This window comes from Marichromatium purpuratum 984, from assembly GCF_000224005.2.
Taxonomy (GTDB): domain Bacteria; phylum Pseudomonadota; class Gammaproteobacteria; order Chromatiales; family Chromatiaceae; genus Marichromatium; species Marichromatium purpuratum.
Genome location: NZ_CP007031.1, coordinates 1,734,715 through 1,750,474, shown reverse-complemented (window position 1 = coordinate 1,750,474; position 15,760 = coordinate 1,734,715). Strand labels below are relative to the sequence as shown.

The 15,760-nt window shown below is 65.9% G+C and carries 16 protein-coding genes; 4 read left to right on the top strand and 12 right to left on the bottom strand.

Annotated features, from left to right (window positions below):
- Positions 1-110 precede the first annotated feature (110 nt).
- Complete coding sequence (locus MARPU_RS07925) at positions 111-536, top strand: hypothetical protein (protein WP_005223868.1); 426 nt, start codon at positions 111-113, stop codon at positions 534-536.
- Here the strand turns inward: MARPU_RS07925 and MARPU_RS07920 are convergent, their stop codons facing one another.
- A complete protein-coding gene (locus tag MARPU_RS07920) occupies positions 537-944 on the bottom strand; it encodes a YidH family protein (protein ID WP_005223867.1) in 408 nt (135 codons plus the stop codon).
- Between the two features lie 155 nt (positions 945-1,099).
- On the opposite strand from MARPU_RS07920, the gene MARPU_RS07915 reads away from it, so the two are divergent.
- The 3 genes from MARPU_RS07915 (at position 1,100) to MARPU_RS07905 (ending at position 2,983) form a co-directional block, all read left to right on the top strand.
- A complete protein-coding gene (locus MARPU_RS07915) occupies positions 1,100-1,615 on the top strand; it encodes a YbaN family protein (protein WP_005223866.1) in 516 nt (171 codons plus the stop codon).
- Positions 1,616-1,631: 16 nt separating this feature from the next.
- Positions 1,632-2,468: a sirohydrochlorin chelatase gene (locus MARPU_RS07910; RefSeq protein WP_005223865.1), complete on the top strand. Its 837-nt coding sequence runs from the start codon at positions 1,632-1,634 to the stop codon at positions 2,466-2,468.
- Positions 2,469-2,575: 107 nt separating this feature from the next.
- Positions 2,576-2,983 carry a PilZ domain-containing protein gene (locus MARPU_RS07905; RefSeq protein ID WP_005223864.1) on the top strand — a complete coding sequence of 136 codons (408 nt, stop codon included), beginning with the start codon at positions 2,576-2,578 and terminating at the stop codon, positions 2,981-2,983.
- 47 nt (positions 2,984-3,030) lie between these two features.
- Here the strand turns inward: MARPU_RS07905 and MARPU_RS07900 are convergent, their stop codons facing one another.
- From MARPU_RS07900 to MARPU_RS07850, 11 genes are all read right to left on the bottom strand, one after another.
- Positions 3,031-3,993 carry a SphA family protein gene (locus MARPU_RS07900; protein WP_005223863.1) on the bottom strand — a complete coding sequence of 321 codons (963 nt, stop codon included), beginning with the start codon at positions 3,991-3,993 and terminating at the stop codon, positions 3,031-3,033.
- A gap of 152 nt (positions 3,994-4,145) precedes the next feature.
- The gene (locus MARPU_RS07895) at positions 4,146-4,895 is read right to left on the bottom strand and encodes a competence/damage-inducible protein A (RefSeq protein ID WP_005223862.1); all 750 of its coding nucleotides are present in this window, start codon (positions 4,893-4,895) and stop codon (positions 4,146-4,148) included.
- A 103-nt stretch (positions 4,896-4,998) separates the two neighbouring features.
- Complete coding sequence (gene pnp / locus MARPU_RS07890; RefSeq protein WP_005223861.1) at positions 4,999-7,098, bottom strand: polyribonucleotide nucleotidyltransferase; 2,100 nt, start codon at positions 7,096-7,098, stop codon at positions 4,999-5,001.
- A 187-nt stretch (positions 7,099-7,285) separates the two neighbouring features.
- The gene (rpsO, locus tag MARPU_RS07885; RefSeq protein WP_005223860.1) at positions 7,286-7,555 is read right to left on the bottom strand and encodes a 30S ribosomal protein S15; all 270 of its coding nucleotides are present in this window, start codon (positions 7,553-7,555) and stop codon (positions 7,286-7,288) included.
- A gap of 163 nt (positions 7,556-7,718) precedes the next feature.
- Positions 7,719-8,642, bottom strand: a complete 924-nt coding sequence (truB, locus tag MARPU_RS07880; protein ID WP_005223859.1) for a tRNA pseudouridine(55) synthase TruB — start codon at positions 8,640-8,642, stop codon at positions 7,719-7,721.
- A gap of 2 nt (positions 8,643-8,644) precedes the next feature.
- A complete protein-coding gene (gene rbfA / locus MARPU_RS07875) occupies positions 8,645-9,037 on the bottom strand; it encodes a 30S ribosome-binding factor RbfA (protein ID WP_005223858.1) in 393 nt (130 codons plus the stop codon).
- A 22-nt stretch (positions 9,038-9,059) separates the two neighbouring features.
- Positions 9,060-11,768 carry a translation initiation factor IF-2 gene (gene infB, locus MARPU_RS07870; RefSeq protein WP_005223857.1) on the bottom strand — a complete coding sequence of 903 codons (2,709 nt, stop codon included), beginning with the start codon at positions 11,766-11,768 and terminating at the stop codon, positions 9,060-9,062.
- Between the two features lie 18 nt (positions 11,769-11,786).
- Positions 11,787-13,283 carry a transcription termination factor NusA gene (nusA, locus tag MARPU_RS07865; RefSeq protein ID WP_005223856.1) on the bottom strand — a complete coding sequence of 499 codons (1,497 nt, stop codon included), beginning with the start codon at positions 13,281-13,283 and terminating at the stop codon, positions 11,787-11,789.
- 90 nt (positions 13,284-13,373) lie between these two features.
- Positions 13,374-13,829: a ribosome maturation factor RimP gene (gene rimP / locus MARPU_RS07860; RefSeq protein WP_005223855.1), complete on the bottom strand. Its 456-nt coding sequence runs from the start codon at positions 13,827-13,829 to the stop codon at positions 13,374-13,376.
- Positions 13,830-14,126: 297 nt separating this feature from the next.
- Entirely contained in the window at positions 14,127-14,711 is a 585-nt protein-coding gene (locus tag MARPU_RS07855) for a hypothetical protein (RefSeq protein WP_156929246.1), read from the bottom strand.
- A 203-nt stretch (positions 14,712-14,914) separates the two neighbouring features.
- Positions 14,915-15,655, bottom strand: a complete 741-nt coding sequence (locus MARPU_RS07850) for an S-methyl-5'-thioinosine phosphorylase (protein WP_005223853.1) — start codon at positions 15,653-15,655, stop codon at positions 14,915-14,917.
- Positions 15,656-15,760: the final 105 nt, after the last annotated feature.

The following is a 15,760-nucleotide window of genomic DNA, read 5'->3' as shown; positions in this document are numbered from 1 at the left end:
GACAATCTTCATGGGGTTTGATCCCTCGATCGGCGAAGCTGATTTATCCTCAGAATTCAGGCAGTGTCTCAGCATCGCCCCTCCCCCATCCGAACCGGAGACAAGCATTCATGGATCGTTTTACACGGATCTACAGCATCGTGCTCGGCCTCATCGCCATCGGCCTGATGGGACTGTGGCTCAAGTCGGCCTGGCAGCCGGCGGTCTGGGAACTCGACGAGATCCTGGTTGAGGACTCGATGCTCTCCTCCTACCCCTACCAGTTCCGTGTCCGCGCCTTCAGCGATGGTGTCGCCACCGTCTCCACGCCGCGCTCGTTCGACATCCCGGCGATTCGCTTCCTGGAGATCATCCATCCCAACCTCGCCAACAAGGCGCAGGATGATCCCAAGATGATTGCTGCCCAACAGGAATTGATCAACCATCAGAAACGCGCCCAGGGACTGATTCTCGCCCAGCCCCAGGTCGAGCGTGTCGACTGGCAGCTCGACACCCAGTGGTTGGCCGATCACGGGGTCCAGGTCGGCACGCGTTGATCAACCGCCGCCAGGCTGGGGCGGGGCCAACCCGCCCCAGGCGTATTCGTGCAGCAGGTAACCGCCGACCAGTCCGCCGAGCGGCACCAGCAACAGGTTGAGCAGGACCCCGCCATTGAGCAGATATCCCTGCGGGATCTCCTCCGGCGTCAGGGTGCGCAACACCCGCCGATGCTGACGCACCGAGTACAGCGCACAGCCGACCCCGAGCAGGATGAAACACTCCCCGAGCAACAGAGCGAGGGGACGCGCCAGCGGTGGCCGGGCAAGTGGCGCGAACTGATCGAACGCCATCCCGAGACGATCGATGGCGAATCCGAAGGCCTGTAGCGACAGACTGGTCCGGGTCCAGGCCAGCAGCGTACGCTCGGCGGCGAAGAGTACCCGTGGATCCTGCAATGCGGACATCGACGCCCTCGTGGTTGCTGGTGTCAGCGACCCCATCATCGGGACAGGGTCGTGGTAAACGACTATAGTTATGTCCCTCGAGTCACGGATCGCCCAGGCCCCTCGACCTGCGCTGTCCCCATGCCATCGACCGTTCGTTCAGACAGGGTTTCCCAATGCAGGTCAGCGCTCGCATCCCCGCCAAGCTGAAGGCGATCCTCGAATCGCATCGCCGTCAGATCTTCAACCTCCTGGCCTGGTGCTGTTTCGGCCTCGGCTTCGTCGGCATGCTGGTGCCGTTGATGCCGACCACGGTGTTCTGGATCTGCGCCGCCTGGCTGTGGCTGCGTAGTCGTCCCGAGCGGGTACGCTTCCTGATCGATCACCCGCGTTTCGGCGAGTCGATCCGCGACTTCCTCGAACACGGCGAGATCTGCCCCACCGGCAAGAAGGCCGCCATTCTCAGCATGGCCGGCAGCTATCTGATCTGGTTCTCGCTGATCGGCCCCGGGCCGTGGCCGGCGATCACCGTGGCCACCATCCTCACCCTGGTCGCCACCTGGATCGCCACTCGTCCAGACAATCGCCATCGCCGCCGAACCCGTCAGCAGCAGGCGCAGGTTCGGGTCGGTCTCGACGAGCTGGTCTCTTCGGCCGAACCGGTCGCCGAGACCCGCAGCCCCTCGCGCTGAGCCCGCTCGTCTCTCTATGGAGTCGGTCCTGCTGCTCGACAATGGCTCGCGCCGCGCAGCCGCGGTCGACTCCCTGCGCCGCCTGGCCGAAACGCTCGGTGCCCGGTGCGGCCTGCCAATCGAACCAGTCTCGCTCGCCCATGCCGATGCCATCCCCGCCGATCAACTCGATGGCCGACCCGCGACCTTGCTCGAACCCCTGCTCGAGGCACGCCTCAGCGCCGGCGCGCGCGACTTCCTGATCCTGCCGCTGTTCTTCGGCCCCAGCGCCGCGCTCACCGAGGCCGTCCCCGCACTTGTCGCGCGACTGCGCACACGCTACGGTGACTTCGCCCTGCGACTCGCCCCCGAACTCTGCCCGCTGCCGACGGGCGAACCCCTGCTCACCCGGATCCTCGCCGAGCAACTCGCCTGTCTTGCCGAGATCGCCGGCGATCGGCCACGACGGGTGATCCTGGTCGATCACGGCTCCCCCAATCCCGGCGTCAGCGCGGTACGCGCCTGGTTGGCCGCGCGCCTCGCCGAACGACTTGGTCAGGTGGTCGAGCTTGATCAGGCGGTGATGGAACGACGCCCCGGAGCGGCCTACGACTTCAACGGGGCACTGCTCGAACAGCAGCTCGAACGGCTCGCAAGCAGCGAGCCCGACACCCCGGTCTTTCTCTCGATGCTCTTTCTCGCGCCCGGTCGTCACGCCGGCCCAGGTGGCGATATCGCCGAGATCTGCGCCCAGGCCGAACAGGCTCACGCAGGGCTACGCGTCCATGTCTCCGCGCTGGTCGGCGAACATCCACTGCTCCCCGAGATCCTCGCCGCGCGATTACGGCAACGCGCCACACACCGCCGACTCTGAAACGGGCGACGGATCACAACGCAACCCGCGCAACGCTTGAGCCGGCCCACGCCCTCCCCCATCCTTGGCGATAAAGGCCCGTTCCGACATATAGCCGCAGAGCCAAGATGCGCCGCTTCCTCCGCCACCCCTCGGACATCCCCATCCACTACCGACTGCCCAACCGCAACCGCCGCCGGCGCAATCGGCTGTGCAACATCGGCCAGGGTGGTCTGTGTTTTCTCTCCTGCAGACGGCTACCGATCGGCGAATCCATCCAGGTCGAGATCCCGGTCGCCCAACCACCTTTCCGCGCCGAGGGCGTGGTGGCCTGGTGCAGACCGCGTCGCGGTCTGTTCGAGGTGGGGGTCCACTTCGCCACCGACGAGACCGGCTATCGACTCAGGATGGTCGAACAGGTCTGTCGGATCGAACACTACCGCCGCCGGGTATGCGCAACCCAGGGACGCGAACTCAGTAGCGAACAAGCGGCGGTGGAATGGATCCAGCGCTATGCCGCCGACTTTCCCGGTTGAGCGACGGCGACACCGATGACCGGCATCGCTACCGCCGACGATGATGATCAATGGAAGTGATGGACGTAGCGCAGATTCATGCGCGCACCCTCGGAGCGGTTCTCGGCACCGGTCTCCCAGTAGGCGTTGAAGAACAGATGATCGTGGGGGCTGAGGTGGTAGAGCGCCCCGGGACCGATGGCGAACACCCGCTCCTCGCTGTCGGCGACCGACTCGCCGTCGACCTTGGAGCGGGTGATCTGTTCGAGATAGTAGCCATTGATGCCCAGGCGCAGCCGGTTGGGCAGCACCTCGTAGGCGGTGGAGAAGTTGATGTGAATCGCCTGCCCGGCCTGAGTGTCCTCGGCGATGAACCCCTTGAAGGGATCGTTGTTCTCGGCGTTCCACAGATAGTGCAGACGCCAGGAGACGGTCCAGCGCGGATTGACGAACAGGGTCGCGGCCCAGTAGGGATTGAACGAGAAGACGTTGCTGCCGGCGTTGATCGGATCGTCGGCGTCGTAGTTACCGGTCGGGAGCAGCATCTGCAGCTCGATGCGATGCATGAAGCGCGGCCCGTTCGGCCCCATGATCGGATCCCACTGCAGGAAGGGACCGACCAGGATATCACCGAGATTACCCCCATTGGTCGAGAGCGCGAAGTTGTCGCCGGGATCGAGATCGAAATCGACCAGCGGCAGGATCAGGTCTACGCCCCACTTGCCACCGAACAGCAGCGGCTGATCCGACTGGTAAAGGAACTGTGTGAGACTGAGGTTGAGGTCGAGTTCGGCGCGCTCCCGTCCACGCGGAGTCGGGACCCGCAGGTCGTCACCGGCGGCGTCCTTGAGCGCACCGTTGCGATAGAACTGCAGATACTGACTGACATACAAGCCCGGCCCGGATGGCGGACCGCCATCGAGAAAGCTGGTGAACCCGAGATTGACTGCCGGTAGATCATAGGCGAGCGCGCCCTGCCCCCAGACCAGTCCCGCAGCGGCGACCGCCGCTCTCCATCCTCGCACGCCCATGTACACACCTCGCTAAGTGTTCGCGGATCGGCGCATACTCGAGTCAGGAAGACGACCCAGCACCCGCCTTCCCACACGATGATCGATCGCACACGAAAAGACCGCGCGGATCTTAGAGCAATGGTCGCCGCTTGGCAAAGGGACGATCGGTCTCAGCGCGGCTCGACCGCCTCGATCGAGGCATCTCCCAGGGCCTCGCGCAAGGCCGCGAGCGCTTCCTCCAAGCCGTCGTGGCCACGGAAGCCGAGCAGGATGTGCGGGTCCTCGCCCATGTGCGGCAGACTGAACATCTTGAGCGCCGGGAAGCGCTCGCCGAAACACTCCATCACCGGGATCAGCTGGCTCTCGGGAATACCGCGCACCTTGAGCGCGACCTCGCGCTGACGCACGGCGCTGCCGAAGCCCTGCTCGAGCACCGCCTCGGCCATCGGCCAGGCCATCTTCGGGAAGCCCGGCAAGAACCAGTGGTTACACACTGCAAAGCCGGGGATGCGGTTGACCGGGTTGTCGATCAGCGCGCACCCTTCGGGCAGCTCGGCCATCAGGATGCGGTGCGGGTAGGCCTCGTCGCCGAACTTCTCCTCCAGCAGGGCCACCGCGCCTGGGTGGCGTGTCAGCGCGACCCCAGCGGCGGCGGCGGCGCAACCACGGGTGTGGTCGTCCGGGGTGGCGCCGATACCGCCACAGACGAACACCGGCTCGGCGCGTGCCATCGAGAAACGCAGATGAGCGGTGATCACCTCGGGATCGTCGGGCAGCGTCCAATGCCAGGCCAGGGCATGGCCACGCTCGCCGATCATCTCCTTGAACTGCTCCAGGTGCCGGTCGCGACGCGCGCCGTTGAGCACTTCGTCACCGATCACGATCAGTCCGAAGCGCTGGGTCTCGGTCTTAGTTGTCATCTTGGTCACTTGCTCCTGTCGACAGGGGTTGCACAACACGAAAAAGGGGGCCTCGCGGCCCCCTTTTCAGGGTCGATCGATCAGGCCCCGAGGGGCGCGATCATCACTCGCCGAGCTCGACCGCCTTCATGCTCAGACGGATCCGACCCTGCTTGTCGACCTCGAGCACCTTGACGCGCACCACGTCGCCCTCGGAGAGCTTGTCGCTGACGCTCTGCACCCGCTCCTCGCAGATCTGCGAGATGTGCACCAGACCGTCGCGACCGGGCAGGATGGTGACGAAGGCACCGAAGTCCATCAGCCGTGCGACCTTGCCCTCGTAGACCTTGCCGACCTCGACATCGGCGGTAATCAGACGGATGCGCTTCTTCGCCTCCTCACCGGCGGACTTGGCCACCGAGAAGATCTTCACCACGCCTTCGTCGTTGATGTCGATGGTGGCGCCGGTCTCCTCGGTGATCGAGCGGATCACCGAACCGCCCTTGCCGATGACGTCGCGGATCTTCTCGGGGTGGATCTTGAACTCGATGATGCGCGGCGCGTGCTCGGACATCTCCTCGCGCGGCGTCGACAGCACCTTGTTCATCTCCTCGAGGATGTGCAGACGCCCGGCCTTGGCCTGCTCCAGGGCGATCTCCATGATCTCCTTGGTGATGCCCTCGATCTTGATGTCCATCTGCAGGGCATTGACGCCCTCGATGGTACCGGCCACCTTGAAGTCCATGTCGCCGAGGTGGTCCTCGTCGCCCATGATGTCGGTGAGTACCGCGAACTGATCATCTTCCTTGATCAGGCCCATGGCGACACCGGCTACCGGGGACTTGATCGGCACGCCGGCATCCATCAGCGCGAGGCTGGTGCCGCAAACGCTGGCCATCGAACTCGAACCGTTCGACTCGGTGATCTCGGAGACCACGCGCACCGAGTAGGGGAACTCCTCAATGCTCGGCATCACCGCCAGCACGCCGCGCTTGGCCAGACGGCCGTGACCGATCTCGCGGCGCTTGGGGCTGCCGACGCGACCCGACTCACCGACGCAGAAGGGCGGGAAGTTGTAGTGGAGCATGAAGTGCTCGCGCCGCTCGCCATCGAGTGCGTCGATGATCTGCGAGTCACGCTCGGTGCCCAGGGTGGTGACCACCATCGCCTGGGTCTCGCCACGAGTGAACAGGGCCGAGCCGTGGGTGCGCGGCAGCACGCCGGTACGGATGGTGATCGGGCGCACGGTGGCATTGTCGCGACCGTCGATACGCGGCTCGCCGGCGATCACCGCCGAACGCACGGTACGCTTCTCCAGGCCCTCGATCTCACCCATCACCTGCTGCTCGCTCCAGGCCGCGTCCTCGCCCTCGCAAAGCGTGGCCAGGGTCTCGGCACGGATGGTGTCGAGCGCGGTGTAACGCGCCTTCTTGTCGTGGATGCGATAGGCCTCGGCGATGCGCGCGCCACAGGCCTCGGCGACGGCGGCGGCGAGCGCGGTGTCGCGCTCCGGGGCGCTCCACTCGAAGGGCGGCTTGCCGGCCTCGGCGACAAGCTCACGGATCGCTTCGATGACCACCTGCAGCTGCTCGTGACCGAACAGCACGGCACCGAGCATCACCTCTTCGGAGAGACCACGGGCCTCGGACTCGACCATCAGCACCGCCTGCTCGGTGCCGGCGACCACCAGGTCGAGGTCGGAGTCCGGTCCGAGACCGACCACCGGGGGGTTGAGGATGTATTCACCGTCCTTGTAGCCGACCCGGGCAGCACCGATCGGGCCGTTGAAGGGCAGACCGGCCAGGGCCACCGCCGCAGAAGCACCGATCAGCGCCGGCACCTCGGGATTGACCGCGGGGTTGAGCGACTTGACCGTCGCGATGATCTGCACCTCACGCTTGAATCCATCGGCAAACAGCGGCCGCAGCGGGCGGTCGATCAGACGGGCGGTGAGGATCTCGGCCTCGCTCGGGCGACCCTCGCGACGGAAGAAGCCACCGGGGATGCGGCCAGCGGCGTAGGTCTTCTCCTGGTAGTCGACGGTGAGCGGGAAGAAGTCGCGCTCGACACCGGCGCGCTTGTCCACGACCACGGTCACCAGGACCACGGTGTCTTCCATGTTCACCAGGACTGCGCCATCGGCCTGGCGCGCGATCTCGCCGGTCTCGAGCCTGACGGTCTGATTTCCGAATTGGAACTGTTTAACGATAGGGGTGGGAATCACAGGTAAATCCTCGGGGTGTATGGTCCGTCGAAGCTTCGGGCCGTGGACCCCTGCTGACCGCGTGGCGCCGATGCTCGCCGGGTTGGCAGGGTGGTTGTCGACGCTGACGCCGGAGATATGAGACACAGCGCCGACGGCCAGACCGGAACCGCGATCGCGGTCCGGTCCTCGAGCCTTCGAGTACGCGTCAGCGACGCAGCCCCAGGCGCGCGATCAGGTCGCGGTAGCGATCGAGATCCTTGCGCTTGAGATAGTCGAGCAGTTTACGCCGGGAGTTGACCATGCGCACCAGGCCGCGGCGCGAGTGATGGTCATGCTTGTGTTCCTTGAAGTGATCGGTGAGCTGCAGGATGCGTGCGGTGAGCAGCGCGACCTGCACCTCGGGGGAACCGGTGTCGCTCTCGCCACGACGGTACTCTTCAACGATCTTCTTCTTGTCTTCCGCGGTCATGGTCATTGGGTGTCTCCTGGATGAGGGTGACGATAGAACAGGCACAGATCCGGCGCCGCCGGATGGATCCTCCGACAATGACCTCAGGGAATCCGACCTGTCGTGGTATGCGCGGGACGGGCCCGCGATGATGTCCTCCGCCCCGCAACGGCGCGAAGGACTGGAAACGTCAAATCAATCGCTTCGGCTGGACCTTGCCGTCGTCGAGGATGCAGCCGACGCCGAGGAACTGCTCGGAGGGATCATAGAGTCGCACCAGACCCTCGGTCGGCGCCTGCGGTACCAACACCGCCTGGCCCTGACGCAGATAGAAGGCCGCGTCAGCCGACAGTCGCACCGCCGGCCAGTGACCGAGCGCGGTGTCGAGCCCGAGCAGCTGGGCGTCGAGCTGAGCCAGCGCGCCCTCCTCGGCCCCGGCCATCGCCTCGACCTGATCGAGGGTGATGAAGTCGGTCTCGCCCTCGCGATAGGGACCGACCCCGGTGCGACGCAACGCACTGACATGGGCACCACAACCAAGCTCACGACCGATGTCTTCGGCCAGGGTGCGGACATAGGTCCCCTTGGAGCAGTGCACGTCGAGTTCGATCTCGGGTAGCTCACAGCTGATCAGGTCGAGCGCGAAGATCTCGATCTCGCGCGGGGTGCGTTCGACCTCGACTCCCTGACGGGCGAGCTTGTAGAGACGCTGTCCCTGGTGCTTGACCGCCGAGTACATCGGCGGCAGCTGCGAGATGGTGCCGATGAAACCGGCGATCACCTCGCGCACCCGCGCCTCGTCGACACCCTCGACCGGACGGGTCTCGAGCACCTCGCCCTCGGCATCCGCCGTGGTGGTGGTCACCCCTAGGCGCACCCGCACCCGATAGCGCTTATCGGCATCGAGCAGATAGGTGGAGAACTTGGTCGAGTCGCCCAGGCAGCAGGGCAACAGCCCGGTGGCCAGGGGATCCAGGCTGCCGGTGTGACCGGCCTTCTTCGCCTGATAGAACCGCTTGACGCGCTGCAGCGCGTCGTTCGAGCTCAGCCCACAGGGCTTGTCGAGCAGCAGGATGCCGGTGATCTTGCGTCCCGGTCTACGGCGCGCTGCCATCGTTAGTCACGCTCCACGTCGGTGTCTTGTGAGTCGTTCCGGTCGGTCGCACCGACGGCTTGATCGATCAGCGCGGAGAGCCGGGCCCCGCGCTCGATCGAGGCATCGAACACAAAATGCAGTTGAGGGATGGCCCGCAGGCGGACACGCTGCGCCAGTGCGCGGCGCAGGTACCCGGCGAGCCGACCGTTGAGCAGTCGCTCCTGGACGGCGTGGTCGACGTCGTCCGGGAAGCAGGTGAAGTAGACCTTGGCATGCGCCAGGTCGCGCGTGACCCGCACCTCCTGAATGGTGATGCTGGTCAGACGCGGATCCTTCACCTCGTCGCGGAGCAGCACCGACAGCGTACGCTGCAGCTCGGCGCCGACCCGCTCGGTGCGGTCGAATTCCTTCATGCTGGGTTGTAACCGTGGCTGATCAAAGTTGACGCGCCCGTTCGGTGCGTTCGAACACCTCGATCTGGTCACCTTCCTGGACGTCGTTGTAGTTCTTCACGCCGATACCGCACTCGGTGCCGGCCTTGACCTCGGGGACGTCGTCCTTGAAGCGACGCAGCGACTCCAGCGCACCCTCATAGACCACCACGTTGTCGCGCAGCACGCGGATCGGGTTGTTGCGCTTGATCGTACCCTCGGTGACCATGCAGCCGGCAACCGCGCCGAACTTCGACGAGCGGAAGACATCACGCACCTGGGCGAGACCGATGATCTCCTCGGTGACGATCGGGCTGAGCAGACCGGAGATGGCCTGTTTCACGTCGTCGATCAGCTCGTAGATGATGCTGTAATAGCGCAGGTCGAGCCCCTTCTCCTCCACCACGCGACGCGCGGCGGCATCGGCACGAACATTGAAGCCGAGCAGGATGGCGTTGGAGGTGAAGGCGAGGTTGGCGTCCGACTCGGTGATACCGCCGACGCCGGAGGCAACCACTGCGACCTTCACCTCGTCGTTGGTCAGCTTGACCAGGCTCTCCTTGAGCGCCTCGAGACTGCCCTGCACGTCGGCCTTGACGATCAGGTTGACGCTCTTCTGCTCGCCGTCCTTGAGCTGGTTGAAGAGCTGATCGAGGCTCGCCCCACGCTGCTCCTCGAAGCGGTTCTGACGCTGCCGCTCGGAGCGGAACTCGGCGACCTCGCGGGCACGTCGCTCATCGCTGACGGTGATCACGTCGTCACCGGCGTTGGGCGTACCGGAGAGACCCAGCACCTGCACCGGGATCGAGGGGCCGGCCGAGTCGACCGGCTTGCCGGTCTCGTCGAACATCGCACGAACACGACCGTACTCACCACCACTGACGATGATGTCGCCACGGCTCAGGGTGCCGGCCTGGACCAGCACGGTCGCCACCGGACCACGTCCCTTGTCGAGACTCGACTCGACAATGGCGCCACGCGCCGGACCCTCGGCCGGGGCCTTGAGTTCGAGCACCTCGGCCTGCAGCAGGATGGCGTCGAGCAGCTCGTCGATACCGTCACCGGCCTTGGCCGAGACGCGCACCAACATGGTGTCGCCACCCCACTCCTCGGCCACCACCTCGTGCTGGGTGAGTTCCTGCATCACCCGGTCCGGGTTGGCCTCGGGCTTGTCGATCTTGTTGACCGCGACGATCAGCGGCACCTCGGCGGCACGGGCGTGCTGGATCGCCTCGATCGTCTGCGGCATCACGCCGTCGTCGGCCGCGACCACCAGGATGACGATATCGGTGACCTGGGCACCACGGGCGCGCATCGCCGAGAAGGCGGCATGGCCGGGGGTGTCGAGGAAGGAGATCGTACCCTTCGGGGTATCGACGTGATAGGCGCCGATGTGCTGGGTGATGCCACCGGCTTCACCGGAGGCGACCCGGGTGCGGCGGATGTAGTCGAGCAGCGAGGTCTTGCCGTGGTCGACGTGACCCATGATGGTCACCACCGGCGGACGGGTGACCTGCTCGACCTGCTCGACCCGCTCCTCGAACTCGTCGAGCAGCACGTCCTCGGCATCGCGCTCGTCGGCGAACACCGGCTTGTGGCCCATTTCCTCGACCAGGATCGCGGCGGTGTCGCGATCGAGGCTCTGGTTGATGGTGACCATCATGCCCTGCTTGAACAGCTCCTTGATCACCTGCGAGGACTTCACCGACATGCGATTGGCCAACTCGCCGACCGGGATGGTCTCCGGGATCTCGACCTCGCGTACCACCGGTGCGGTCGGCTTCTGGAAGGCGTGCTTGTCGCTGACCTGGATCTTGCCGGCCTTGCGACGCCGACGCAGACGGCCGGCGCTGTCGTCATCGACACCCCGACGACCACCACCACGCGTGTCCTTGCGCGCGCCCTTCTTGGCGCCACGGTCATCGCGATCATCGCGGCTCTCGGCGCCCTTCTTGACGGTCTTCTTGCCCTTGACGGGCTCGGCGGCGACACGACGACCCGCACCGGGGGCGCGCTTCTTGTCGGCGCTGGCATCCGGCTCGGCGGCCTTCTCGGCAGCAACGGGCTTTTCGACGACGGGCGGCGCCTCGGCGGCGCGCTTGGCCTCCTCGGCGCGAAGACGCTCGGCCTCGGCCTCGGCTTCGGCGCGACGCTTGGCCTCTTCCTCGCGACGCTTGGCGTCTTCCTCGCGCTGACGACGCTCCTGCTCTTCTTGCTCGGCGAGACGACGCGCTTCCTGTTCGGCGCGCATCGCCTCGAGTTCGGCGCGACGACGGCTGTCGTCAAGCAGCGTGGAGGTCGACTTGCGATCGTTGCCGCGACCACGACGATCCGGGCCGGAACGACGCCCGGTGCCGCCGGCACCGGGCTCGGTGCGCTTGTAGGTGCGCTTGCGCCGCACCTCGACGTTGACGGTCTTGCCGCGCACCGTGGGCGCGGGACGCGCGCCGGCGCGGGCGCCGGCGGCAGCGGCGGGCTGACGCAGCTCGCTGACCGACTTGCGCTTGACCGAGACCTCGCTGGAGTCGGCGCTATCGCCCTCCTCCTTGCCGTGACTGCGCCGCAGATAGCCGAGCAGCTGCTTCTTTTCCTGCTCGGTCAAGGTGGAATCGGCGCCATCGGCACTGATCCCCGCCTCGTTCAGCTGGGTGAGAAGACGCTCGACCGGGATTCCGACCGTGGAGGCGAGTTGTTTGACGGTAACTTCACTCATGGACTGACCTATAAACCTCTATTCCTCTGCGGCTTGCACAAACCAGGGTTCGCGTGCCTTCATGATCAAGCGCGCAGCCCGCTCTTCGTCCATGCCCTCGATTTCCATGAGTTCGTCGATCGACTGCTCGGCGAGATCCTCACGCGAGGAAACCCCCCGCGCGGCGAGTGCGTCGGCCAAGGCCTCGTCCACACCCTCCATCTCGAGCAGATCGTCCGCCGGGGCCTCTTCCTCTTCGGAGGCGATGGCGCGTGTCAGCAACAGATCGTTGGCGCGCTCGCGCAGCAGCTCGACCGTCTCGTCGTCGAAGTCCTCGATGGCCTGCATCTCGGCGAGAGGCACGTAAGCGACCTCTTCGACACTGGTGAAACCTTCCTCCACCAGCACCGCGGCCAACTGCTCATCGATGCCCAATTGATCCATGAAGGACTGCACCGAGCGGTTGGCCTCTTGTTCGCTCTTGGCTGCGGCATCCGCTTCGTTCATGACGTTGAGTTCCCAGCCGCTGAGCTGCGTGGCCAGTCGGACGTTCTGTCCGAAACGGCCGATCGCCTGGGCCAGGTTCTCCTCCTTGACTGCGACATCCATGCTGCGAGCGTCCTCGTCGATGACGATCGAGACGACATCGGCCGGAGACATGGCATTGATGACGAACTGCGCGGGGTTCTCGTCCCAGAGGATGATATCGACGCGCTCCCCGTTGAGTTCATCGGACACGGCCTGGACACGCGATCCGCGCATCCCGACGCAGGCACCGACCGGATCGATCCGTGGATCGGCGGTACGCACGGCAATCTTGGCGCGCGAGCCGGGATCGCGCGCCGCCCCCATGATCTGGATCAAACCCTCGCCGACCTCGGGGACTTCGAGCTTGAACAGCTCGATCAACAGCTCGGGCGCGGTACGGCTGACGAACAGCTGCGGCCCCTTGGGCTCGGAGCGCACGTCATAGAGATAGCCCCGCAGCCGATCACCGGGGCGCACCGACTCGCGCGGGATCACCTGATCGCGCGGCACCAGCGCCTCGGCGTTGTTGCCGAGATCGAGCAGGATGGTGCCACGATCGGCCTTCTTGACGATGCCGGTGACGAGCTGTCCCTTGCGATCGATGAAGGCGTCGACGATCTTCGCCCGCTCGGCCTCGCGCACCTTCTGCACGATGACCTGCTTGGCGGTCTGGGCGGCGATCCGTCCGAACAGCTCGGACTCGATCTCCTCCTCGATGAAGTCGCCGAGATCGAGTTCAGGCTCGAGCACGGCCGCGGCCGACGCGGTGATCTGGCGCGCCGGGGCCTCGAGCATGCCATCCTCGGGATCGGGGACGATCTCCCAGCGGCGGAAGGTGCAGTAGTCGCCGGTCTTGCGATCGATGGCGACACGCACATCGATCTCGCCGCCGTGCTTCTTGCGCGTTGCAGACGCCAGCGCAGCCTCGATGGCCTCGAAGATGACACCTGCGGGGACGTCCTTTTCGTTGGAAACGGCCTCAACGACCAGTAGGATCTCTTTGCTCATTCAACCTAATCCGAACTCAGAACTTGCACCCCATACCCGTCGGGCCGCGGCGCGTTGAGAGTACGCCCGACGGCCACGACGGCGCCATGCTCACCAATCGACCACCAGGCGCGACGATTCGATCACACCATAGGGAATCTGCCAGACCTCGCCATCGACCTCGACCGAGACCTGCGCATCGTCGCTACCGACCAGCACGCCCTGCAGCCTGCGCCGTCCCTGGACCTTCTCGGCCAGACGCATCTTCACCCGCTCGCCGACGAAGCGCGCATAGTGCTCGGGGAACACCAGCGGCCGCTCGACACCTGGGGAGGAGATCTCGAGGTCGTAGTGACCGGGCAAGGGATCCTCGACATCCAGCACGCCGCTGAGCTGATGGCTCACGCTGGTGCAATCGTCGAGCGTGATCCCGTTGGGGTGATCGATGTAGACCCGCAGAGTCGCGTTCGTTCCGTGCTGGAAGAACTCGACCCCGACGAGTTCGTAACCCATGGGTTCGACGACGCGACGCGCAAGGCGCGTCAATGTGCTGTCTGCCGGCTGCATAATCCGCCCTTCAGAAACAAAAATTGGGCCAGTGGCCCAACCTCTTAGCGGTGACCAAAGCGCCCATCGCACGGGCTGGCCACCAATTCGCGAGCGATAAAAAAACCCCGTAGACGGGGTTTGATGGGTGGCCAGTGCAATGGTTACCAGATCCGCCACTTCCTTAAGCGCTGAAAGTTTATAGTAACTTATTGAGTTAAGCAAGGAGCGCATCCGGCCTCGGCGCGCCCGACAGCCGGCACGACGAAGCACTGGCGCCGCCGCGAGAGAGGCTCGTCGACGGCGCCTCGGAGACGGCTAGCGCGCCTCGCCCACGGCCACCGGCGCTGCATAACCGAAGGGCGGCATCAGCGGCGGCGCATAGGGCATCGGCGGATGCGGCCAGGCCACCGGACGCTGCGCCCAGTGCTGCTCCATGCGCTCCTGCGCCAGACGCTGCATGGCAGCATGATGCGCGGCCAGGCGTGCCTGATGCGCCGCGAACGGATCGTGCGGCACGACCGGGGCCAGGGCTGCGACCGGCGAGGGCGCCGGCTGCGCCGCAGCCTCGGCGGTCTCGGGCGCGGAGGCGCTAGACGCGGCCTCGACCACCTCGGCAGCGACTGCGGGCTCGGCGACAACCGGCGCGACTGCGGGCTCGGCCTCGGACGCGGCCGGCACCGCTGCCACTGGCTCGGCGGCGGCGACCTCAGGCGAGGACGGGCTCGGCACCGCCTCCGATTGCGTCGTGGGCATGGTCGAATCGGCCTGCTGTGGCGCGGGCACGGCGGCCTCATCGACGGTGGCGAGTTCACGCCCCTCCTGCTCCAGCGAATCCCAGTAGAGATAGCCGAAGGCGAGCACGCTCCCCCACAGGAGGAACTTCGGGAACCAACGAATCACGGAACGGGACTTAGGCTTTTGCTCTTGCTTTTCTTCAGCGGCCATCTGAATACTCCATGGTGAGATGGTCGGGACGAGCCAGCGGCTCGCCCCGGGGCGCGACATGCGCCACCGCCTCGGCGCGCGACGGCACCGGGAGGGCTCCGACAAAAACACGTCACCGCGCCGCGACCGCCGAGCGACGGTCTGGGCCGGAGATCGAATCAGCCGTGACCGGCCAACTCGGTGAGGATCTCGACGATGCGCCCCGAGCAGACCTCGAGGTTGCGCTCGATCTCGGCCATGGTGATCTCGCCCTCACCCTTGCCCGCGGCCCAGTTGACCACGAAGGCGAGCGTGGCGTAGCACAGCCCCAGTTCGCGCGCGAGCGCCGCCTCGGGCATGCCGGTCATGCCGACCAGATCGCAACCGTCACGCTCGAGTCGCGCCACCTCGGCGGTGGTCTCGAGACGCGGCCCCTGGGTGGCGGCATAGGTGCCGCCGTCGACCACCGCGTGACCGAGCCGCGCACAGGCGCCCAGCAGCTCACCACGCAGCGACGGGCAATAGGGCTCGGTCATGTCGACGTGATCGACGCCGTGATCGTCACCGGTGAAGAAGGTGTGCTCGCGACCGTGGGTGTAGTCGATGACCTGATCCGGCACCCCCAGCACCGCCGGGCCATAGCGCTCGGTGATACCACCGACGGCGGCCAGGGCGACCACCCGCTCGGCGCCGCACTCACGCAGCGCCCAGACATTGGCGCGATAGTTGACGCGATGCGGCGGCAGTCGATGCCCGGCGCCATGGCGCGGCAGGAACAGCACCTCGGTCTCGCCGAGCCGTCCCCGGGCCACCGGGGCCGAGGTTTCGCCATAAGGGGTCTCGACGCGCCGCGCCTCACGCGCCTGCAGCGCCGGCAGCTCGGAGAACCCGGAACCGCCGATGATAGCCAGAACAGTCATGCAGCCACCGCCACTTCTCAAAATGGCGGCAGTTTACCGAAGTGCGCGCAGGAAGCCAAAGGGCGGAGATCGGCAGTCGACACCACGTGCGCGAGACCTTGCCCG